The sequence below is a fragment of the Steroidobacter sp. genome (assembly GCF_016790065.1).
GTDB lineage: Bacteria > Pseudomonadota > Gammaproteobacteria > Steroidobacterales > Steroidobacteraceae > Steroidobacter.
The window spans coordinates 1-16,464 of sequence record NZ_JAEUPY010000672.1 but is presented as its reverse complement, the minus strand read 5'-3'; the positions used below and the strand labels follow the sequence as shown (position 1 = coordinate 16,464).

The 16,464-nt window shown below is 61.4% G+C and carries 13 protein-coding genes; 1 reads left to right on the top strand and 12 read right to left on the bottom strand.

Annotated elements, in window-relative coordinates; translation table 11 throughout:
• The 10 genes from JNL55_RS27770 to JNL55_RS27725 form a co-directional block, all read right to left on the bottom strand.
• Nucleotides 1-1,565, bottom strand: a 1,565-nt coding sequence (locus JNL55_RS27770; protein ID WP_293862352.1) for a TonB-dependent receptor, incomplete at its 3' end; no start/stop codon positions are given.
• A 59-nt stretch (nt 1,566-1,624) separates the two neighbouring features.
• Nucleotides 1,625-3,616 (bottom strand): alpha/beta hydrolase family protein, encoded by a 1,992-nt coding sequence (locus JNL55_RS27765; protein WP_293862349.1) that lies wholly within the window; start codon nt 3,614-3,616, stop codon nt 1,625-1,627.
• Nucleotides 3,616-4,179 (bottom strand): RNA polymerase sigma factor, encoded by a 564-nt coding sequence (locus JNL55_RS27760; RefSeq protein WP_293862346.1) that lies wholly within the window; start codon nt 4,177-4,179, stop codon nt 3,616-3,618. Before JNL55_RS27760 ends, JNL55_RS27765 begins: the two co-directional genes overlap by 1 nt.
• Before the next feature lie 152 nt (nt 4,180-4,331).
• Nucleotides 4,332-5,693 (bottom strand): sodium-dependent transporter, encoded by a 1,362-nt coding sequence (locus JNL55_RS27755; protein ID WP_293862343.1) that lies wholly within the window; start codon nt 5,691-5,693, stop codon nt 4,332-4,334.
• Between the two features lie 19 nt (nt 5,694-5,712).
• Nucleotides 5,713-6,213, bottom strand: a complete 501-nt coding sequence (locus JNL55_RS27750; RefSeq protein WP_293862340.1) for a hypothetical protein — start codon at nt 6,211-6,213, stop codon at nt 5,713-5,715.
• Nucleotides 6,206-9,175, bottom strand: a complete 2,970-nt coding sequence (locus JNL55_RS27745; protein ID WP_293862337.1) for a sarcosine oxidase subunit alpha family protein — start codon at nt 9,173-9,175, stop codon at nt 6,206-6,208. Before JNL55_RS27745 ends, JNL55_RS27750 begins: the two co-directional genes overlap by 8 nt.
• Entirely contained in the window at nt 9,172-9,498 is a 327-nt protein-coding gene (locus tag JNL55_RS27740; protein ID WP_293862334.1) for a sarcosine oxidase subunit delta, read from the bottom strand. The genes JNL55_RS27745 and JNL55_RS27740 overlap by 4 nt, the downstream gene beginning before the upstream one ends.
• On the bottom strand, nt 9,498-10,742 hold the full coding sequence (locus JNL55_RS27735) for a sarcosine oxidase subunit beta family protein (RefSeq protein ID WP_293862331.1): 1,245 nt from the start codon (nt 10,740-10,742) through the stop codon (nt 9,498-9,500). The genes JNL55_RS27740 and JNL55_RS27735 overlap by 1 nt, the downstream gene beginning before the upstream one ends.
• An 89-nt stretch (nt 10,743-10,831) precedes the next feature.
• Nucleotides 10,832-11,404, bottom strand: a complete 573-nt coding sequence (locus tag JNL55_RS27730) for an NADPH-dependent FMN reductase (protein WP_293862328.1) — start codon at nt 11,402-11,404, stop codon at nt 10,832-10,834.
• A gap of 137 nt (nt 11,405-11,541) precedes the next feature.
• Nucleotides 11,542-12,234, bottom strand: a complete 693-nt coding sequence (locus tag JNL55_RS27725; protein WP_293862325.1) for a TetR/AcrR family transcriptional regulator — start codon at nt 12,232-12,234, stop codon at nt 11,542-11,544.
• 26 nt (nt 12,235-12,260) lie between these two features.
• Here JNL55_RS27725 and JNL55_RS27720 point away from each other — a divergent pair, with 26 nt between their 5' ends.
• Entirely contained in the window at nt 12,261-13,133 is an 873-nt protein-coding gene (locus JNL55_RS27720; RefSeq protein ID WP_293862322.1) for an SDR family oxidoreductase, read from the top strand.
• Between the two features lie 24 nt (nt 13,134-13,157).
• On the opposite strand, the gene JNL55_RS27715 is transcribed toward JNL55_RS27720, so the two are convergent.
• Nucleotides 13,158-15,305, bottom strand: coding sequence for a PQQ-dependent dehydrogenase, methanol/ethanol family (locus JNL55_RS27715; RefSeq protein ID WP_293862319.1), 2,148 nt, complete (start codon nt 15,303-15,305; stop codon nt 13,158-13,160).
• Nucleotides 15,306-15,321: 16 nt separating this feature from the next.
• On the bottom strand, nt 15,322-16,464 hold a 1,143-nt coding region (locus tag JNL55_RS27710; RefSeq protein ID WP_293862316.1), incomplete at its 5' end, for a flavin-containing monooxygenase.

Below are 16,464 nucleotides of genomic sequence, written 5' to 3'. Positions count from 1 at the left end.
GTCTCGGCGTCGTACGGCAACACAGCTGCAGCCGTGCTCGGATAGCGATTGAAGCCGCCGGCCTTCCAACCTTGCGCCGCCGTCACATAGGAGCTGACCGAGCTGTTCCAGTTATAGGACAGCGACGCGGTCGAGGTGACGTCGCTGAACGTATCTTCACCGCTCAAGGTGAAGAACGTCGGATTGGCGTTCTCGATCTGCGTGATGTTACGCAACCGCTGACCGTCCACTGAGACCGTCTCTCGCGAGTAGCGCGAACCGAGCGTCAGCTCGACATGGTCCGTCGCTTGCCAGCTGCCTTGACCGAACAGGGCCCAGCCGTCGCGGTCGGCGCCGAAGTCCTCACGAATCGCCGTTCCTGCCAGATAGCCCACGGCTGGATCGATTCTGACGCCGATGCCGATATCGAAAGCGCGTTGCTGATCCTGCGTCTGATCGAAGTAGTACGCACCAGCGAGCCAATCGAAGGCTCCTGCTTCACCGCTCAGCCGCAGCTCTTCGCTCCAGAACTTTTGCTCGACTTCGGAGCGCTGATGCACACCCTGGAACGTGATTGGGCCGGGCGCGACGGTCGAACCGGGCCGGCCGTTGGCAGTCGTGGGCGTTTGATCGGTTTGCTCGCCGTCGAAATCGATGGTGATATCCGACTTCACATCGCGGAAGCCGGTGATGGAGGTCAGCGTAAACGCGTCGCTAGCCTTCCATTCCACGGTGAGTTGCACACCGCTGTTGTCCTTGGTGTCGTTGGCATCGTTATCGCTGGCAATGTTATAGCACTTGCAGGCCAGCAGAGAGCCGAGCGCCATTTCGTTGCCGCCTCGATGCGAAACGTCCGCTGCGAAGGAAACTTCCAGATTGTCCGACGGCACCCAACGCAAAGTGCCGCGAGCTGCGTAGCGATCGTACGGAGCACCCGGCCGACCGTTCAGCGTGTTATCGAGATAGCCATCCGATTCGCCATACTCTGCCGAAATGCCACCGAACAGCGTTTCCGCCAACGGACCGCTCACCGAGCCGTGCACTCGATAGGTGTTGTACTCCGAGAGTTCGAGCTCGACTCGACCGCCGAGATTCTGGTCGGGTTTGCGCGTGACTAGATTGAGCGCGCCGGCCTGAGTGTTTCGACCGAACAACGTGCCCTGCGGACCGCGCAGGACTTCCAACCGCTCCAGGTCCAGAAAGCCGATGTCGAAACCCAGCTGCGGTTGATACATGCCATCGATGAATACGCCGGCGGCGGGTTCCGATCCACCGTTGAAGCCCACGCCTCGCATCACGATGTAAACGAAATCAGATGTCGGCGCCGCGCCACCCGATTGGGTGAAATACAAGCCCGGCACGCGCCCGTACAAGTCATCGACGGTATCGATGCGATTGTCTTGCAGCGTCGCCGAATCCAGCACGCTCACCGCCAACGGCACTTCCTGTAGCGTCTCGGCGCGCTTGCGAGCGGTCACCACGACCTCTTCCATATTCGCTTCCTGCGCCCGTACCTCCGTTGCTACGGCAACCGCAGTCAAAGCACCGAAGAAAACACCCAAGCCGAGTCGATTGCGAGAAAGCATGCTGATCTCCGGTGCTGCGATTTCAACAAAGACGCAAGAGCAGAGCCGAGCCTCAATGACTAACGCGTGACCGCTGCGAAATATTTCAAGAACCAGCCGACGTAACGAGTGGTCGCGTCGAGCACTTCAGGAAACGATCGAATGCCATGCCCGGCGGTGGGATAGGTCAGCAACACCGACTCGACGTCGTGTTCGAGCAGCGAGCGATGAAACTCCAGTGCTTGCGTCGGCGGCGTGTTCTGATCCAACGCGCCGGTGAGTTGCAACGTCGGCGTGCGCACTCGGCTCGTGAACATCGCGGGACTACGCTCGAAGTAGTGCCCACCCGGTTGATCCGGCCGTCCTGTTAGAAACGTCGTGTCGAAGTACGAAATCTGCGAGGTGCGGTGCTGGCTGTACCAGTTGCTGACACAGCTGATCGGCACAGCGGCAGCGAAGCGCGTGTCCTGGGTGATCAACCACGCAGACATGAAACCGCCATAACTGATGCCCGTCACGCCAAGGCGTTGGGGATCTGCGGTGCCGTTGGCCACGAGCGCATCGAGGCCGGTGAGATAGTCGTAAGTGTCCTCGCCACCCATGTCGCCAGCGACGAGGCGTGCGAACTCACGTCCACGAGTGCTGCTGCCGCGAGGATTCGGATAAAACACAGCGATGCCATGATCGGTAAACAGCTTGGCGCCGCGCAGCCGACCCTGCCAGCGATTGCGATGACACCACACCGGGCCGCCATGAATATCCATCACCACCGGCATCGGGCCGGCGACGTCGGGCTTCACCAACCAGCCGTGGATCTCGAGGCCATCGCGTCCTTGCCACTTGATCGGAGCGATGTGCGCTCGTTTGATCTCGCCTGGCGGCCGAGCGTCCAACGACGCCACCACGTCATAGCGTCCGTCGCGAACCACGACGATTTCCGGTGCGACATCGTAAGCCTCACCGATCGCGACACAGCCGCCCGAGGTCAAAGGCCAGATCGCCGGATACCAATTACCAAACGTGCGCTCGATGCTGCTCCATTGCTCCACACACTCGCCGGTCTCGACATACACCTCGCCGATGACGGTCTCGAACGCGCGATGGCCGACAAACATCAAATGACGATCGCTCCGCCAGGCGACATGCGTGACGTCGACGTTTGCGGTATCGATCGCTCGAACCTCGCCGGTCGCCGTGTCGATCAGTCGCAATTCTCCGGCCACGATCAGGCGATCGCTGCACACGGCTTCGATCAACGCGATCGCGCGGCCCGACGGCGAACCCGCTGGCACGCCGATCTGATCGGATGGCGTGTACAACACACGCGTCTCAGCGCCTTTGAGGCCAAACGACGTGAGCTGCGCTCGGTACCACGATCCTTCGCTGTGTGAGTCGGAGGTCACGGCAGCGATGCGATCATTACCTGCCCAAGTTGCTTCCCAACAGTTGATGCCGTCGGTAGCGAGTGCAGTCGCCTGCATCTCTTCGACTCGCACCACGAAGATACGACGCCACAGATCCGCGGCATCGCCGCTGTCGACGATAGGCATCCACGCAGGCAATTGCGCGGCTCCGGAGCGACTCAACGTGGTGTGGCCACCCTGACAACCCGCGAGATCAGCGCCGAATCCCGCCACGAGCAACAGAATGTGTTGCCCATCGGGCGACCACTGCAGCGCTTCGACGATGCCATCGACTGCAGGCGCGGCTCGCACTTCGCCGCCATCGCCGCGGGCCAAATAGAGTTGATAGTTTCCAGCCTGGGCGCGATCGGAAATGAACGCCAGCGACTTGCCATCCGGCGACCAACGCGGCAGCCGATCGCTACCCTCGCCCGCTTGAATACGCGTGTGCTGGCGACTCGACAGCTCTAACAAACAAACGCGAGTAACTGGCGCTCGCGCCAAGTCTTCATGAAGGGTGCCAGTGAACGCGACTGAGTGACCATCGGGTGACGCGGTGATATCCGCCGCATCGACAATCCTGTCCAGTCCGACGCCGTTCAGAATCCGGAAATAGTCACAGACCTTTCCGTACAGTTCTGTCTGCCTGATATCGCGGTCCAGGTTCATCAGCGCTCCGAGAATTCGACGCCAGCGTTACGCAGGGCGGCGGTCGCCTGACTCACGTGCTTCTCGACCATGCTGACCGAGATGCCCAGATGCGCGGCGATCTGTGCCTGTGAGCAAGCTTCCATCCGGTAGAGAACAAAGGCTTCGCGAGTGCTCGGTCGCAACTTGGCCAAGGTTTCGCTGACCATGCCGAGCATTTGCATGGATTGCACGACGCTGGAGGGCTCGCCTTCGCCCATGTCGGAGAGCTGAATGTCGCCGGCCGGCACAGCCTGGCGCATCATGCGGGTGTGAGTGCGGCGGCTGCGATCTTTCACCAGATTGCAGGCCATCTTGAAGGCGAACGCTTTGAAGCTGCGGATCTCGGTGGCCGCGCCCATGCGCCACAGGCGCAGGAAGATCTCTTGCACCAGATCTTCGGCATCATCCATCGAGCGGGTTTGCTGGGTCAGAAAGGCCCGCAGCGGCGCATCCAGTCCGCGGAACACATCGGCCATTCTCTGGCGGGCGACGCTTCCTGCCGTGTGCTGCAGATCGCGCATTCTTTCGACTGCTACTGCCATATCGCCCCACTTCGTTCTTATGCCCAGCCGGATCGATCCGCGGAACCGTACATTTGTGTACGGTTCGGGGCAGCATACAACAGCTTTGCCGGCTCCGTACAGAAGTGTTTAGTACTGACCAGGGGCGGGCTGGGCGGCGACTGGGGAGCGGACTACAGGGCAGCGAGCAGAACCGCCCCAATAGCGAGCGGACACACGAACTTGAGCAAGATTCGACACAGCCGACGCAGCGCTGGAGCGTCCACCGCCAGCTCTTCCTGGTCGAATGAGGCCGGCAAGCGCCAGCCTACGAAGGCGCAGGTAAGCAAAGCGCCGAGGGGCAACAGGACGTTGGAAGAAACGAAATCGACGATGTCGAACACGGTCTTGTGCTGAAACAGCGTAGTCCATGCCAGCGGATGCCAGTCCTTCCAGACGTTGAAAGACAACACACTGCCCAGCGCCAGGAACCAGACGATCAGGATGGCGATCAGCACCGCCACTGACCGCGAATAACCGCGCCGCTGTTGCAGCCACGCCACCATCGGCTCCATACCTGCAATGGACGGAGTCAGCGCGGCCAGCACCAGCAGGATGAAAAATAAAGTGCCGACCAGCCGGCCCGCAGGCATTTCTACAAAAGCGGTGGGCAGCACGTTGAACACCAGGTCCGGCCCTTGCGCCGGGTCCAGTCCATACTGAAACACCAATGGGAACACCATCGCGGTCGCCAGTACCGACACCACGACGATGGAAGCGCTGATCAATAGAGCCGAGCGCACCAAAGAAACATTGCCAGGCACATAGGCGCCGTAGGCCAACATCATGGCCATGCCCACGCCGGTCGCGTAGAAGGCCTGCCCAACTGCGGCCAGGACCAAGTCTGGAGAAAGCTTGCTCAGGTCGGGTTGAAACGCGAAGGTCAGGCCGCGCTCCGCATCGCCTTGAAGCAGCGCGTAAGCCACCAGCGCCAGCAACAGAATCAACAAGCCGGGAGCCCGAATCTTGTTGGCAATCTCGATGCCGCGATTCAAACCCCGCGCCGAGATGAAACCGACGAGGGCAAGGAACACGACGTTCCAGAAGCCCACTTGCCACGGGTTCGCCAGGAAGTCTGAGAAATGCGCCGCGATCTCCGGCCGCGTCAGGCCCATGATCTCACCGCTCGCACACTTCCAAGCGTAGGCGCTCACCCATCCGGCAATCACGGTGTAGTTCGACATGATGAGCACACCAGCCACCGTGCCCAGCACCCCGATCCAGTTCCAGGATCGTGAGTAACCGAACGTCGCAGCCACCTGCCCCGCCGCTGCCGGCGGACTCAGCCGCGACCTGCGGCCGATCATGAACTCCGCGACCAGTAGCGGCGTTGCGATGGCCACGCACGCCAGCACGAACACCAGCAGAAACGTACTGCCGCCGTTGGTTCCGGCCAGATAAGGAAAGCGCCAGATGCTGCCGAGGCCGACCGCTGCACCCACCGCCGCTAGATTGAAGGCAAGCCACGAGGACCAGCGTCCCGAAGCTGATTTCATACAGATCCTTTGGCTCGAATCAGGAACGTACTGGATTCAATAACGGGTCGCGAAGCGCGTGGCTCAACCACTGCCCCAGATAGTCTCTAAAGCTTCGGTCGTAGTACAGATCGAACGAGATCGGGTCGTGGCGATGGGCAACCACAGGGACCGCTGCGAACCGGGTACGAATGCACTGTGCGGACCAGTCGACGCCCGCTCCCATCGACAACAACGCCGGCGCACTCGGCCCCTGCACAGTGGCACAGTTGAGCGCTGCAGAAACGTCAACCGCATGGTGAGTCACGTTCGCGAACTCGCTCTCGCACATCGATACCAGCTTCTCCGCCGACAGTTGGTCGCTCACCAACAGCCATTGGTCTGGACCCAGCGAAAGTGCCGTGACCTCAGCTGTCGTTCGTCCTTCGAGCATGCGCGGTAGCCCGTGCTTGCTTGCCTCATGCGAAGCTGACATCCGAATGCGTAAGCGAACTTTGGTTCGCCGCGGATGCGCCTCTAGCTCCACCAATTGCTTATCCATTCATGCGCTCCCCGGCGGAATCGAAGAAGGTCGGCTTGACTACGCGCGCCTGGAGCGTGCTCCCTTCATCGAAGATGGTGACGATCTCGCCGATGCGCGCCGCGCCACGTTCGAGCAGCGCCAGGCCAATGGAGCGCTCCAGCGTCGGACTGAAGGCAGCCGACGTGACGAAGCCTTCGCTTCTTCTTGGCGACGATGCGCTGCTGACGATGTGTGCGCCCGCCACCAGCGAAGCGTTAGCGGCTACTGGCTCCAAGCCGACGAACTGCCGTCGCGACGACGCTTGATCGTGTGCACGAGACAACGAGCGGCGGCCCACGAAATCCGTGTTCTTCTTTTCGATCACGGCACCGAAGCCCAGATCCAGCGGATTGGTGGTGCCATCAGTATCCGAGCCCACGTGCAAAAAGCCCTTCTCGAGTCGCAACACCAGCCAGGCCTCGAGACCAACAGGAGCGATGCCGTACTTCGCCCCCCGCCGCATCAACTCCTCCCATAAGCCTTCCGCTTCGTTGGCCGGAACGCTGATCTCGTAGCTCAACTCACCGGTGAAGCTCACGCGCTGCACTCGTGCTCGTCGACCAGCGATCTGGCCTTCGCGGAAGTTCATATGCGGGAACGCAGCGGCCGAGAAATCGATATCGCTCGGCAGCTCCTGCAGGAGTGCGCGGGCCGCGGCACCAGCCAAAGTGAGCACAGCCCACTGTGTCGTCACTGGCGTCAACACCAGATCCAGATCCGGCCATTCGCATTGGTGCCACTCATCGAGCCAGCCGGCGATGCGCTCGGCATTACCACCTGTGGTGCTGACCAAGTAGTGCTCGGGCGATAAACACGCGAACACACCGTCGTCGATCACGATGCCGTTCTCGTTGAGCATGAGCCCATAGCGCACTTTGCCCGGCTGCAACGAGATGACGTTGTTCATGTAGATACGATGAAGGAAGTTCGCAGCGTCGCGACCGCGCACTTCGATCTTTCCCAGCGGCGAGCCTTCGAACAAGCCGAGCCCCGCACGCACCGCCCTCACCTCGCGATTGATCGCGGCTTCGCGACTTTCAGCACCGCGCAAGTAGCACGCAGGCCGCTTCCAACCGCCGTAGTCATCGAGCTGCGCTCCATTCAAGACATGCCAACGATGGACCGGCATGTGACGCGGCGGTGCGTACAGATCGCCCGTGGCGTCGCCACCGATCGCACCGAAAGTCACCGGCATGAACTGCGGCCGGTAAGTGGTTGTGCCCAGCGTCTCGATGCCACGGCCAGTGAGCTCGGACAGTACCGACAGCGCGTTGAGATTACTGGTCTTGCCCTGATCCACGGCCATGCCGGTGGTCGTATAGCGCTTCAGATGCTCGACCGAGACAAAGTTCTCGCGGGCAGCCAGCTCGATATCGGCGGAAGTGACATCGTGAAGCAGGTCGACCCACTGACGCGCGTTACTACTCTGCGGCGCTCGACGGATAGCGCGAATCCCGTTGGTCTCAGATCGATGGTCGCGAGGCACGCTGCCTGATACATACTGCTTCTCGCGTGTAGTCGTCGCCGCCTCGCGCCCCGCCCGAGCGCCACTGGCAACCGCACTCGATACTGCGAACTCCGCATTCGCAGCTCCGACAATGCGCACGCGCTGACGGCAGCTTTCCGGGACGATACAAGCGAGCGAAGCGTCGTAACGTACCTTGCCGCCGGCTTGCGAATACAAATGAACTGTTGGATTCCACCCTGACGACACAGCGAGCGTGTCGCAGGCAATCCAAGTGACGCTGTTCCCGAGCTTGCGACCGTCGCTGGACACTCCGTTGACGGCAACAGCTTTCAACCGACTCGACCCACGCGTGTCGACGACCATGGCTGAGCGAATCACCTTCAGACCTCGCCGTTCGACGCCCTTCTCGATCTGAACGCTCGCAGCCTCACGCGCATCGACGATGGCCGGGACCTCGATGCCAGCATCATGCAGGTCGAAGGCCGTGCGATACGCATCGTCATTGTTGGTTGCGATCACTGCACGCCGGCCGGTGGCCACGCCGTAACGATTCAGATAGGTTCGCACCGCGCCGGCGAGCATGATGCCGGGGCGGTCGTTGTGAGCAAACATCAGCGGCTGTTCAATGGCGCCAGTGGCAAGAACCACCTCACGCGCGCGGATGATCCAGAACCGCTGCACCGGCCCGTCCGGACGCTCGTTATCCGACAGATCGAGCGCGGTCAGAACATTGTGATCGTAGTAGCCTGCCACCATCGTCCGCCGCAGGATTTGAACCTTCGGCGAACGTTCGAGTTCATCAGCCACCTCGCTGACCCAACTGCGGGCGCTGAGCCCCTCGACATCTACTCGCTCGAGCAACGCTCGTCCGCCAAGCTGGCCGTCTTGTTCAATCAACACCACGCGCGCACCAGCTCGGCTTGCCTCTCGTGCCGCCGACAAGCCGGCAATGCCAGCGCCGACTACCAGCACATCGCATCTCAGGTGATGCCGAAAGAACTCCGTCTTGTCCTCACCGGACGGCAACGTTCCCAACCCCGCCATACGCCGCACGGCATCTTCATAGGTATGCCAGTTCGGCCACTTGAACGTCTTGTTATAAAAACCAGCCGGCAGCAGGCCATGAACGCGGTCGAAAACGCGTCCCACATCGAAGTCGACGCTGGGAAAACAGTTCTCGCTGGTGACGACCATGCCATCCACTAGCGGCTGCACTGTGGCACGCACCAGCGGCACGGCCAGGCCGTTGATCGCCACTCTCAGCAGTGCGTTCGGCTCTTCGACGCCCGCCGAAAAAATGCCGCGAGGGCGGTGATACTTGAAGCTGCGCGCGACCACACTGATTCCATTCGCAAGCAACGCCGAGGCCAGCGTATCGCCAGCGTGTCCTTGCAAAGCGCGGCCATTGAAGGTGAACGATAGCGTTTGCGACCGGTCGAGCTGACCGCCCTGCGCCACTCGATGGGCGCTCATGACAAACTCCCTTCGCTGATGCGCGAGCGACGCACCGGCGCCACCTCATCCAAGGCCAGTTCCGGTTTCGCCTCTCCCATCAGATAAACCGCAAGGATGTCGTGAGTCACGGTATCGCGCGCAACGTTGAACCAACGGCCGCAGCCATAAGAATGCAACCAACGCTCGTAAGCCACGCCTTTGGGATTGATGCGATTGAACAGATAGTCGGCCCAAGCAACATCGTCGGCTTCCAGTGTGGGCCGGGTGACGTGCGACTCGCCGCCGAAACGATACTCTTCTTCATCGCGCACGCCGCAGTAAGGACAAGGGATCTGTAACATCAGTGCGCCACTCCGGCCGCCGCGCCTTCATCGATCAATGCGCCGCTGGCGAAGCGCTTCAAGCCGAACTGGGCGATCAACGGATGCGGCTCACCGTGAGCTACGGTGTAGGCCATGGTATCGCCGCCGGCTGGAATCGCCTTGTAGCCGCCCGTCCCCCAGCCGCAGTTGATGAACAAACCATCGACGGGTGTCAGCCCCATGATGGGAGTGGTATCGGGCGTGATATCGACGATGCCCGCCCACTGACGCATCAAGCGTAGCTGCCGGAAGGCCGGGAACAATTCGAGCAATGCCGTCACGTTCTGATGGAACGCCGGCAGACCGCCACGCTGTGCGTAGCTGGTGTAGACGTCCGCTCCGCCACCGAGCACGAGTTCGCCGCGATCAGACTGGCTCACATACATGTGCACCGTCGGCGACAACACAACCGTATCGAGACAAGGCTTGATCGGCTCGCTCACCATGGCCTGCAATGCCATGCTGCTGATGGGCAAGCGCAACCCGAACTTTCCAGCCAGCACGGTCGAGTGGCCTGCGACCGACAGAACGACGCTGCCCGCGCCAATCATGCCGTGCGAGGTCTCAACCGCAGCGACCCGTCCGCCCTGCTGACGAAAGCCGGTCACCTCACATTGCTGAATGATGTCGACGCCGAGTGCATTGGCACCGCGTGCGTAACCCCAAGCAACCGCGTCGTGTCGGGAGATGCCACCGCGGCGCTGAATGAAGCCGCCATGCACTGGAAAGCGCGCATCCAGCTTGATCAATGGCACCAGCCTCTTGATCTCCTCGGGCGTCATCAGCTCCGAATCGATGCCGTTGACTTGAATCGCATTGGCCCAGCGACGCAGATTCTCCAGCTCGTGGTGACTGTGCGCGAGTGTCAGGATGCCGCGCTGACTCAGCATCACGTTGAAGTTGAGTTCGCGACTCAGGCCTTCATACAGTTGCAGCGAGTGTTCGTAGAACGCCGCGCTCTCGGGCCAGAAGTAGTTCGACCGCGTGACCTGCGTGTTGCGCCCCGTATTGCCGCCGCCAAGCCAGCCCTTTTCGAGCACCGCGACATTGCGAATGCCGTGCTTCTTGGCCAGGTAGTACGCCGTCGACAGGCCATGGCCGCCGGCACCGACGATGATCACGTCGTAAGACTTGCGAGGCGTCGGAGTCCGCCATGCCTGACTCCAGCGCCGGTGGCCCCCCAGCGCTCCGGAAATCAACGAAAACAAGGAGTAGTTATGCATCGACTGTGCGCTATGAAGCCTTCGGCTTGCACTAAGACGCAGCAAGCCGTGCCACCCACAGCAGCTCGTTGATCAGGAGCTCTTACGACCTACGGCACCCGGATGGTGCGCAACGCCCGCCCCCACTTAGTCAGCTCATCCAGCATGACCTTGGCGGCACTGTCCAACTGCTCGTTGCTGTTGAAGTGCTTACTTTCGTCGATCAGCTTGGCGGCGAAAGGAATCGCCACTGCCTCAGCCAGCGGCATCATCTTCGCCGCCGTCACCGTTAGCTTCGCCTGCTGCGCGGCGCGCATGCCGCCGGACGCTCCGCCATAGCTCACGAAACCGCAAGGCTTGTAGTTCCACTCGGCGTACAAGTAGTCGATGGCGTTGGTGAACGACGGCGGTGGTGAGTAGTTGTACTCCGGCGTCACGAACACAAAAGCGTCCGCGCCATCTACCAGCGCCGACCAGCGCTTGGTATGTTCATGCTGATACTTGCGCAACCTTGGGTGATGCGGCTCGTCGAATAGCGGCAGACCAACCTCCACCAGATCGACCAACTGCGCGCTGAAGCGATCGTCCGCGCTGGCCACCGAGTCGAACCAGCGAGCAATCGAAGGACCGATGCGGGTCGGGCGGGTGCTGCAAATGAGGGTCAGGAGCTTGAGCGATGACATGGCGATGTTCGGGGGACCTTGAGCTGGCAAATCAGCCCCCGAGTAGTACCGCAGTTGGCGGCCCGCCTCAACAGAACTTCCCTATCTATCGGTAGGTGTCCAGCGGCCCCGGCTACGACAATCCTGCGTGCATGACCTCAGCCCACCAACGCCCGCAGTTGCCGAATGGTTTCGAGCAGCTCGGCCGGCGGGTTCGGGATGAAGCCGGCGATGCTGGAGAGCACGCCGAGCTTCAGCAGCGTGCCCAGCTTCTGTTCGGGCAACCGGCCGTTCATGGCATCGTCGATGATGGAGTACTCGGCGTTGGCGATCAGCGTGTGCAGGAAGTTCAGCTCGGGCTTGGCCAGCTTGTTGCTGTCGGCCGCGACCAGGTCATCGAGGAACGGCGTCACGTGCGAGATGGCGATGTCCCGCAAGATGCCGTAGATGCCGCTGTCCAGGCTCGACGAGAAATACACCGGCGCCAGCTCTTTGGAATATTCCCGCTTGCGTTTGATGATCCGGGTCAACCGGTCGATGCGGCTCAGGATCTCCTCGATGGTCCGCGGGCCGGCGCCTGCGCCCTCTTCGGCAATCGACTCGTAGAAAAACTCTTTGATGGCCGTGCCGATCATGGCCTCGCGATTCTCGAACTGCAGGTACAGCGTGCGCAGCGCGACGCCGGCGCGTTCGCTGACGTTCCTGGTGGTCGCCGCGGCGATGCCGCTCTCCTCAACTATCGCAAGCGTGGCGGCGATGATGCGCGCACGCCGCTCGACCATAGCTTTGGATTGGTAGGTGCGAGGCGTTTTCTTGGCGGCGGGCGCTCGAGTTTTTTTGGTTTGTTTCACGAGTGGCTCGGCATTGAGGCGGCAGCATGAAAGCAGCGATCCAAAGAAGGCTTGCAGTCATTACCGGCGGCTGCGGCGGGATGGGAATCGCGTGCGCCCGAGAATTCGGCCGAGCGCACGATCTGGTACTCACCGACATCTCGGCGGAGCGGCTGTCGCAAACACAAGCGCAGCTTCACGATGAAGGGTACCTGGTACGGGCCTGTGTGGCGGGAGACTTGGCCGAGCCCACCGTAATCAGCGCGCTCATGGAAACCATCGACTCGCATGGTCCGCTTGGCGTGCTGCTACATACTGCCGGCGTGTCGTCGGGGATGGCGGAGTGGCAACGCATCCTCCGCACGAACGTGGTCGGAACACGATTGCTGCTCGCAGCGATCGAGTCGCGCTTGTCGATGGGCAGTGTGGGCATTCTGATTGCGTCCGTCGCCGGCCATGTCGCGCTGGTCGACAAACAGGTCGATGCCCTGCTCGCATCGGACACGCCAGCGGATGAACTGCTCGCGAGGATGGAGCCGCATCTACAGCGGCTGGTCGCAACCCAAGGCCAGAATGGCTCATTCGTATACTCCAGCCTGAGCGGTCCTTCGTACGGCCTGTCGAAGCGGGCCACGATACGCGAGGCCGCGCTGCGTGCAGCGGCTTGGGCCAAACGAGGCGCCCGTATCGTGTCGATCTCTCCAGGCATCATCTGGACTCCGATGGGTCGCTACGAGGTCGAGCACGGCCAAGCGGCCAGCATCGTGCTCGAGCAGACCTCATTGCGCCGCTGGGGCACGTCCATGGACATTGCCCGAGCCGCTGCTTTTCTAGCCTCAGAAGATGCGTCCTTCATCACCGGCACTGACCTGCGCATCGACGGCGGGATGATTCCCGCTCGCCTCGGCGAAGGCTATTGAGTTTACCGTTCCACGGCTATTGCGTCACTGCTTCTGCGCGGCCTCCTGCGCTTGCAATAGCCGTGCAGAAGAGATGACGTAGGCGCGGATCGATTCGACCTGCTCAGCAGTCAAACTACCCGCGAATGAGATCATGCCGCGCGGCTCGAGTGCGCCTTCCAGCACCACTTTCGTGAATGACTCCGGATGACCCGCCATCGGCGAGCGCCGCAGGTCCGGCAGAATCCCCGACGAGAGCAGCGACGCACCGTGGCACCGGCTGCAGTAATTCGAGTACAGCCCCCGACCTTCATCGATGCGCTGTTGCGGCCACTGTTCGGCCGTCGGCATCGCCGGCGGCAGCGGCACTGGCGTGTAAGCCGGCAGCTTCGCACCACCCTTGATCTTGAACGCCAACACTCTGCCGTTAGGCGCGGCAAATGCAGGCTTCAGCGCCGGCAACGCTAGCGGCACCGCGCCTCCATAGCCCGCCATCACAGCGATGTACTGTTCGCCGCCCGCTCGATACGACACAGGCCCGCCAACAGTTCCGGTCTGCACGTCGTAGTTCCAAAGCCGTTCACCGTTGCTCGCACGGTAGGCCTGAAGTTGTTTGTCTGCCGTGCCTTGAAATACCAGATCGCCCGCCGTCGCGAGCACGCCGCCATTCCACGGGCCCGCGTGATCGACATGCCAGGCTTCTTGCTGTGTCACCGGATTCCACGCGATCAAACGCCCGGTCAGCATCTTCGCAATCGCCGCGCGCTGCGCCGGATCGTCCGGCACGCCAAGCAAACTAAAATCGATGCCGGTGTTGAGTGTTTTCGGACGCGCGGCGAACGCGGGATCGTCGCGATACGCCAGCGGTAGTTCCTGCGCCGGAATATAGGCGAGCCCTGCCGCGGGGCTGTAGGCCATCGGATGCCAGTTGTGCGCGCCAGCGCCACCTGGCTGCGCGACGAAGATCGCCTTCTCGTAGCGAGCTTCGGGTGTTTCCTGCGGCCGGCCGGTGGCCAGATCGATGCCCGTCGCCCAATTCACAGCGACGAAATTCTTCGCCGACAGCAGCTTGCCGTTCTCGCGATCTATCACATAGAAGAAACCGTTCTTCGGTGCCTGCATCAGCACCTTGCGCTTCTGACCGTCGAGTACCAGGTCAGTGAGCGTGATCGTTTGGTTGGCGTTGTAGTCCCAGGTTTCACCGGGATTCACTTGGTAATGCCACAAGTACTCGCCCGTGTCCGGCTTCAGCGCGATGATCGAACACAGGAACAGGTTGTCGCCTTTGCCTTCAGAACGGATGCGTCGATTCCACGGCAGGCCGTTACCTGTGCCTACATAGAGCTGATCGAGTTCTTGGTCGTAGACGATGGAGTCCCACGCAGTGCCGCCGCCGCCGAACTCGTACCACTTGCCGAACCAAGTCGGCAGCGCCTTCTCAGCTAACACTTTGTCTGATGCCGCGCCGTCCGGGCCCTTCGCTGGATCGCCGGGCACCGTATAGAAACGCCAGGCGAGCTTGCCGGTCTCCGCGTCGTACGCGCTGACGTAGCCGCGTACTTGATAAGTGTCAGCACCGCCATTGCCGATGATGACTTTGCCTTTCACCACGCGCGGAGCGCCAGTGATCGTGTATGAAGCTTGCGGATCCGTCGTCTCGACGGACCAAACTGGTTTACCCGTCGCCGCATCGAGCGCGATGAGACGGCCGTCGAGAGTACCGACGTAGACTTTGCCGCGATACACCGCGACACCTCTATTGACCACATCACAGCATGCTTTTATCGCGGTCGCGCCCGGCACTTTCGGATCGTATGTCCACAGATGCTTGCCACTCGCGGCATCCAGCGCCACGACTTTGCTCCACGCAGTCGTCGTGTACATGACACCATCGACGATGATGGGCGTCGCCTCCTGGCCCCGATTGGTGTCGAGGTCATGAAACCAGGCGAGTTCGAGCTGCCCGACGTTTTTAGCATTGATTTCCGCAAGCGGACTGAATCGTTGTTCGCTGTAGGTTCGGCCGTGGCTCAGCCAATCGTCTGCATTCGACTCGGCGCCGGCCAAGCGCGCATCGTCGACGTTCGCAAACGCGCGAGTCTCCGACGCTGAGGCCGACGGCGATTGTTGCCGCTGGCAGGCGCTGAGAAGTACTAGAAGCCCCAGAGCTACGCATCTGTGTGCGATTGTCATGATGCAATCCGTCCGATCAGCTGCAGGCGAAGCCTGGATAGCCCTGTTTTTGCTCTTGATCACAACGCTCCCGATAAGCCAGATAGCCGCCGACGTACGCGAGGATGACTCGCGGCTTGCCGGGAACGTTGGCACCGACATACCAGCTGTTGGCGTGTTCCCAAAGCGTGCCTTTGACGAGATCGTTGACGTGACGAGTCCATTGCTCCTCTGCCTCGCGCGTGACCTCGCAGCGACGCACGTCATACTTCTGGCAATGAGCGATGAGCGCGGCGATCCATTCGACTTGCATCTCGTTGGTCATGACGACGTTGGTCAGCACCGACGGGCTGCCGGGCCCACCCACCATATAAAGATTCGGGAAGCCGTGGACGCTAACGCCGAGATGCGAGTGTGGGCCTTGCGCCCAGCTCTCCTTCAAAGACACACCGCCCACGCCGCGCAGATCGATGCTAGTCAGCGCGCCAGTCAATGCATCGAAACCCGACGCGGAGATCAGCACGTCGAGCTTGATCAAACGGCCGCCGACGATGACACCCTCAGGCGTGAAGCGCTCGATGGGCTCGGACTTCACGTCGATGAGCTCGACATTGTCGCGATTGAACGCTTCGTAGAAATCGGTGCCGACCGTGCAGCGCTTGGTGCCGTAGGCATAGCCGCGTGGAGTCAGCTTCTCGGCGGTGCGAGGATTCGTGACGATGGTGCCGATCTTGCTGCGAAGGAAGTCAGCGGCCTCCTCGTTCACCTTGGGATTGGCCATCGCGTCACAGAACGCCCAGCCGACGACACCGCCACCGTTTTCGTAGCGCGCTTCGTAGATCTCGCGTCGCCGCTGTGGCGTGAACTCACCGGCCGTTTTGAACATCGCGTCGTTGATCTCATCATCAAGCATGATGTCGCCGCCGCCCCAGCGCAGGCAGGCTTGCAGGCGACTGCGTGTGAGTTCGCGATTTTTCTCCCACCACTCGTAATCCGACTCAGTCAGCGGGCGATTGCGCGCCGGCGCATAGAAATTCGGCGTGCGCATCAACACCGTCAATTGCTCGCACTGCTGAGCGACGATGGGAATGGCCTGCACCGCCGAGGAGCCGGTGCCAATGATGCCCACGCGCTTGCCAGTGAAATCCGGCGAACGCTCGGGCCATCGCGCGGTGTGAAT

Bases quoted from the DNA above. Each gene is read 5' to 3' on its own strand.
- JNL55_RS27755 (WP_293862343.1), bottom strand. From the start codon at position 5,693: ATGAAATCAGCTTCGGGACGCTGGTCCTCGTGGCTTGCCTTCAATCTA.
- JNL55_RS27750 (WP_293862340.1), bottom strand. From the start codon at position 6,213: ATGGATAAGCAATTGGTGGAGCTAGAGGCGCATCCGCGGCGAACCAAA.
- JNL55_RS27765 (WP_293862349.1), bottom strand. From the start codon at position 3,616: ATGAACCTGGACCGCGATATCAGGCAGACAGAACTGTACGGAAAGGTC.
- JNL55_RS27720 (WP_293862322.1), top strand. From the start codon at position 12,261: ATGAAAGCAGCGATCCAAAGAAGGCTTGCAGTCATTACCGGCGGCTGC.
- JNL55_RS27735 (WP_293862331.1), bottom strand. From the start codon at position 10,742: ATGCATAACTACTCCTTGTTTTCGTTGATTTCCGGAGCGCTGGGGGGC.
- JNL55_RS27760 (WP_293862346.1), bottom strand. From the start codon at position 4,179: ATGGCAGTAGCAGTCGAAAGAATGCGCGATCTGCAGCACACGGCAGGA.
- JNL55_RS27730 (WP_293862328.1), bottom strand. From the start codon at position 11,404: ATGTCATCGCTCAAGCTCCTGACCCTCATTTGCAGCACCCGCCCGACC.
- JNL55_RS27740 (WP_293862334.1), bottom strand. From the start codon at position 9,498: ATGTTACAGATCCCTTGTCCTTACTGCGGCGTGCGCGATGAAGAAGAG.
- JNL55_RS27745 (WP_293862337.1), bottom strand. From the start codon at position 9,175: ATGAGCGCCCATCGAGTGGCGCAGGGCGGTCAGCTCGACCGGTCGCAA.
- JNL55_RS27715 (WP_293862319.1), bottom strand. From the start codon at position 15,305: ATGACAATCGCACACAGATGCGTAGCTCTGGGGCTTCTAGTACTTCTC.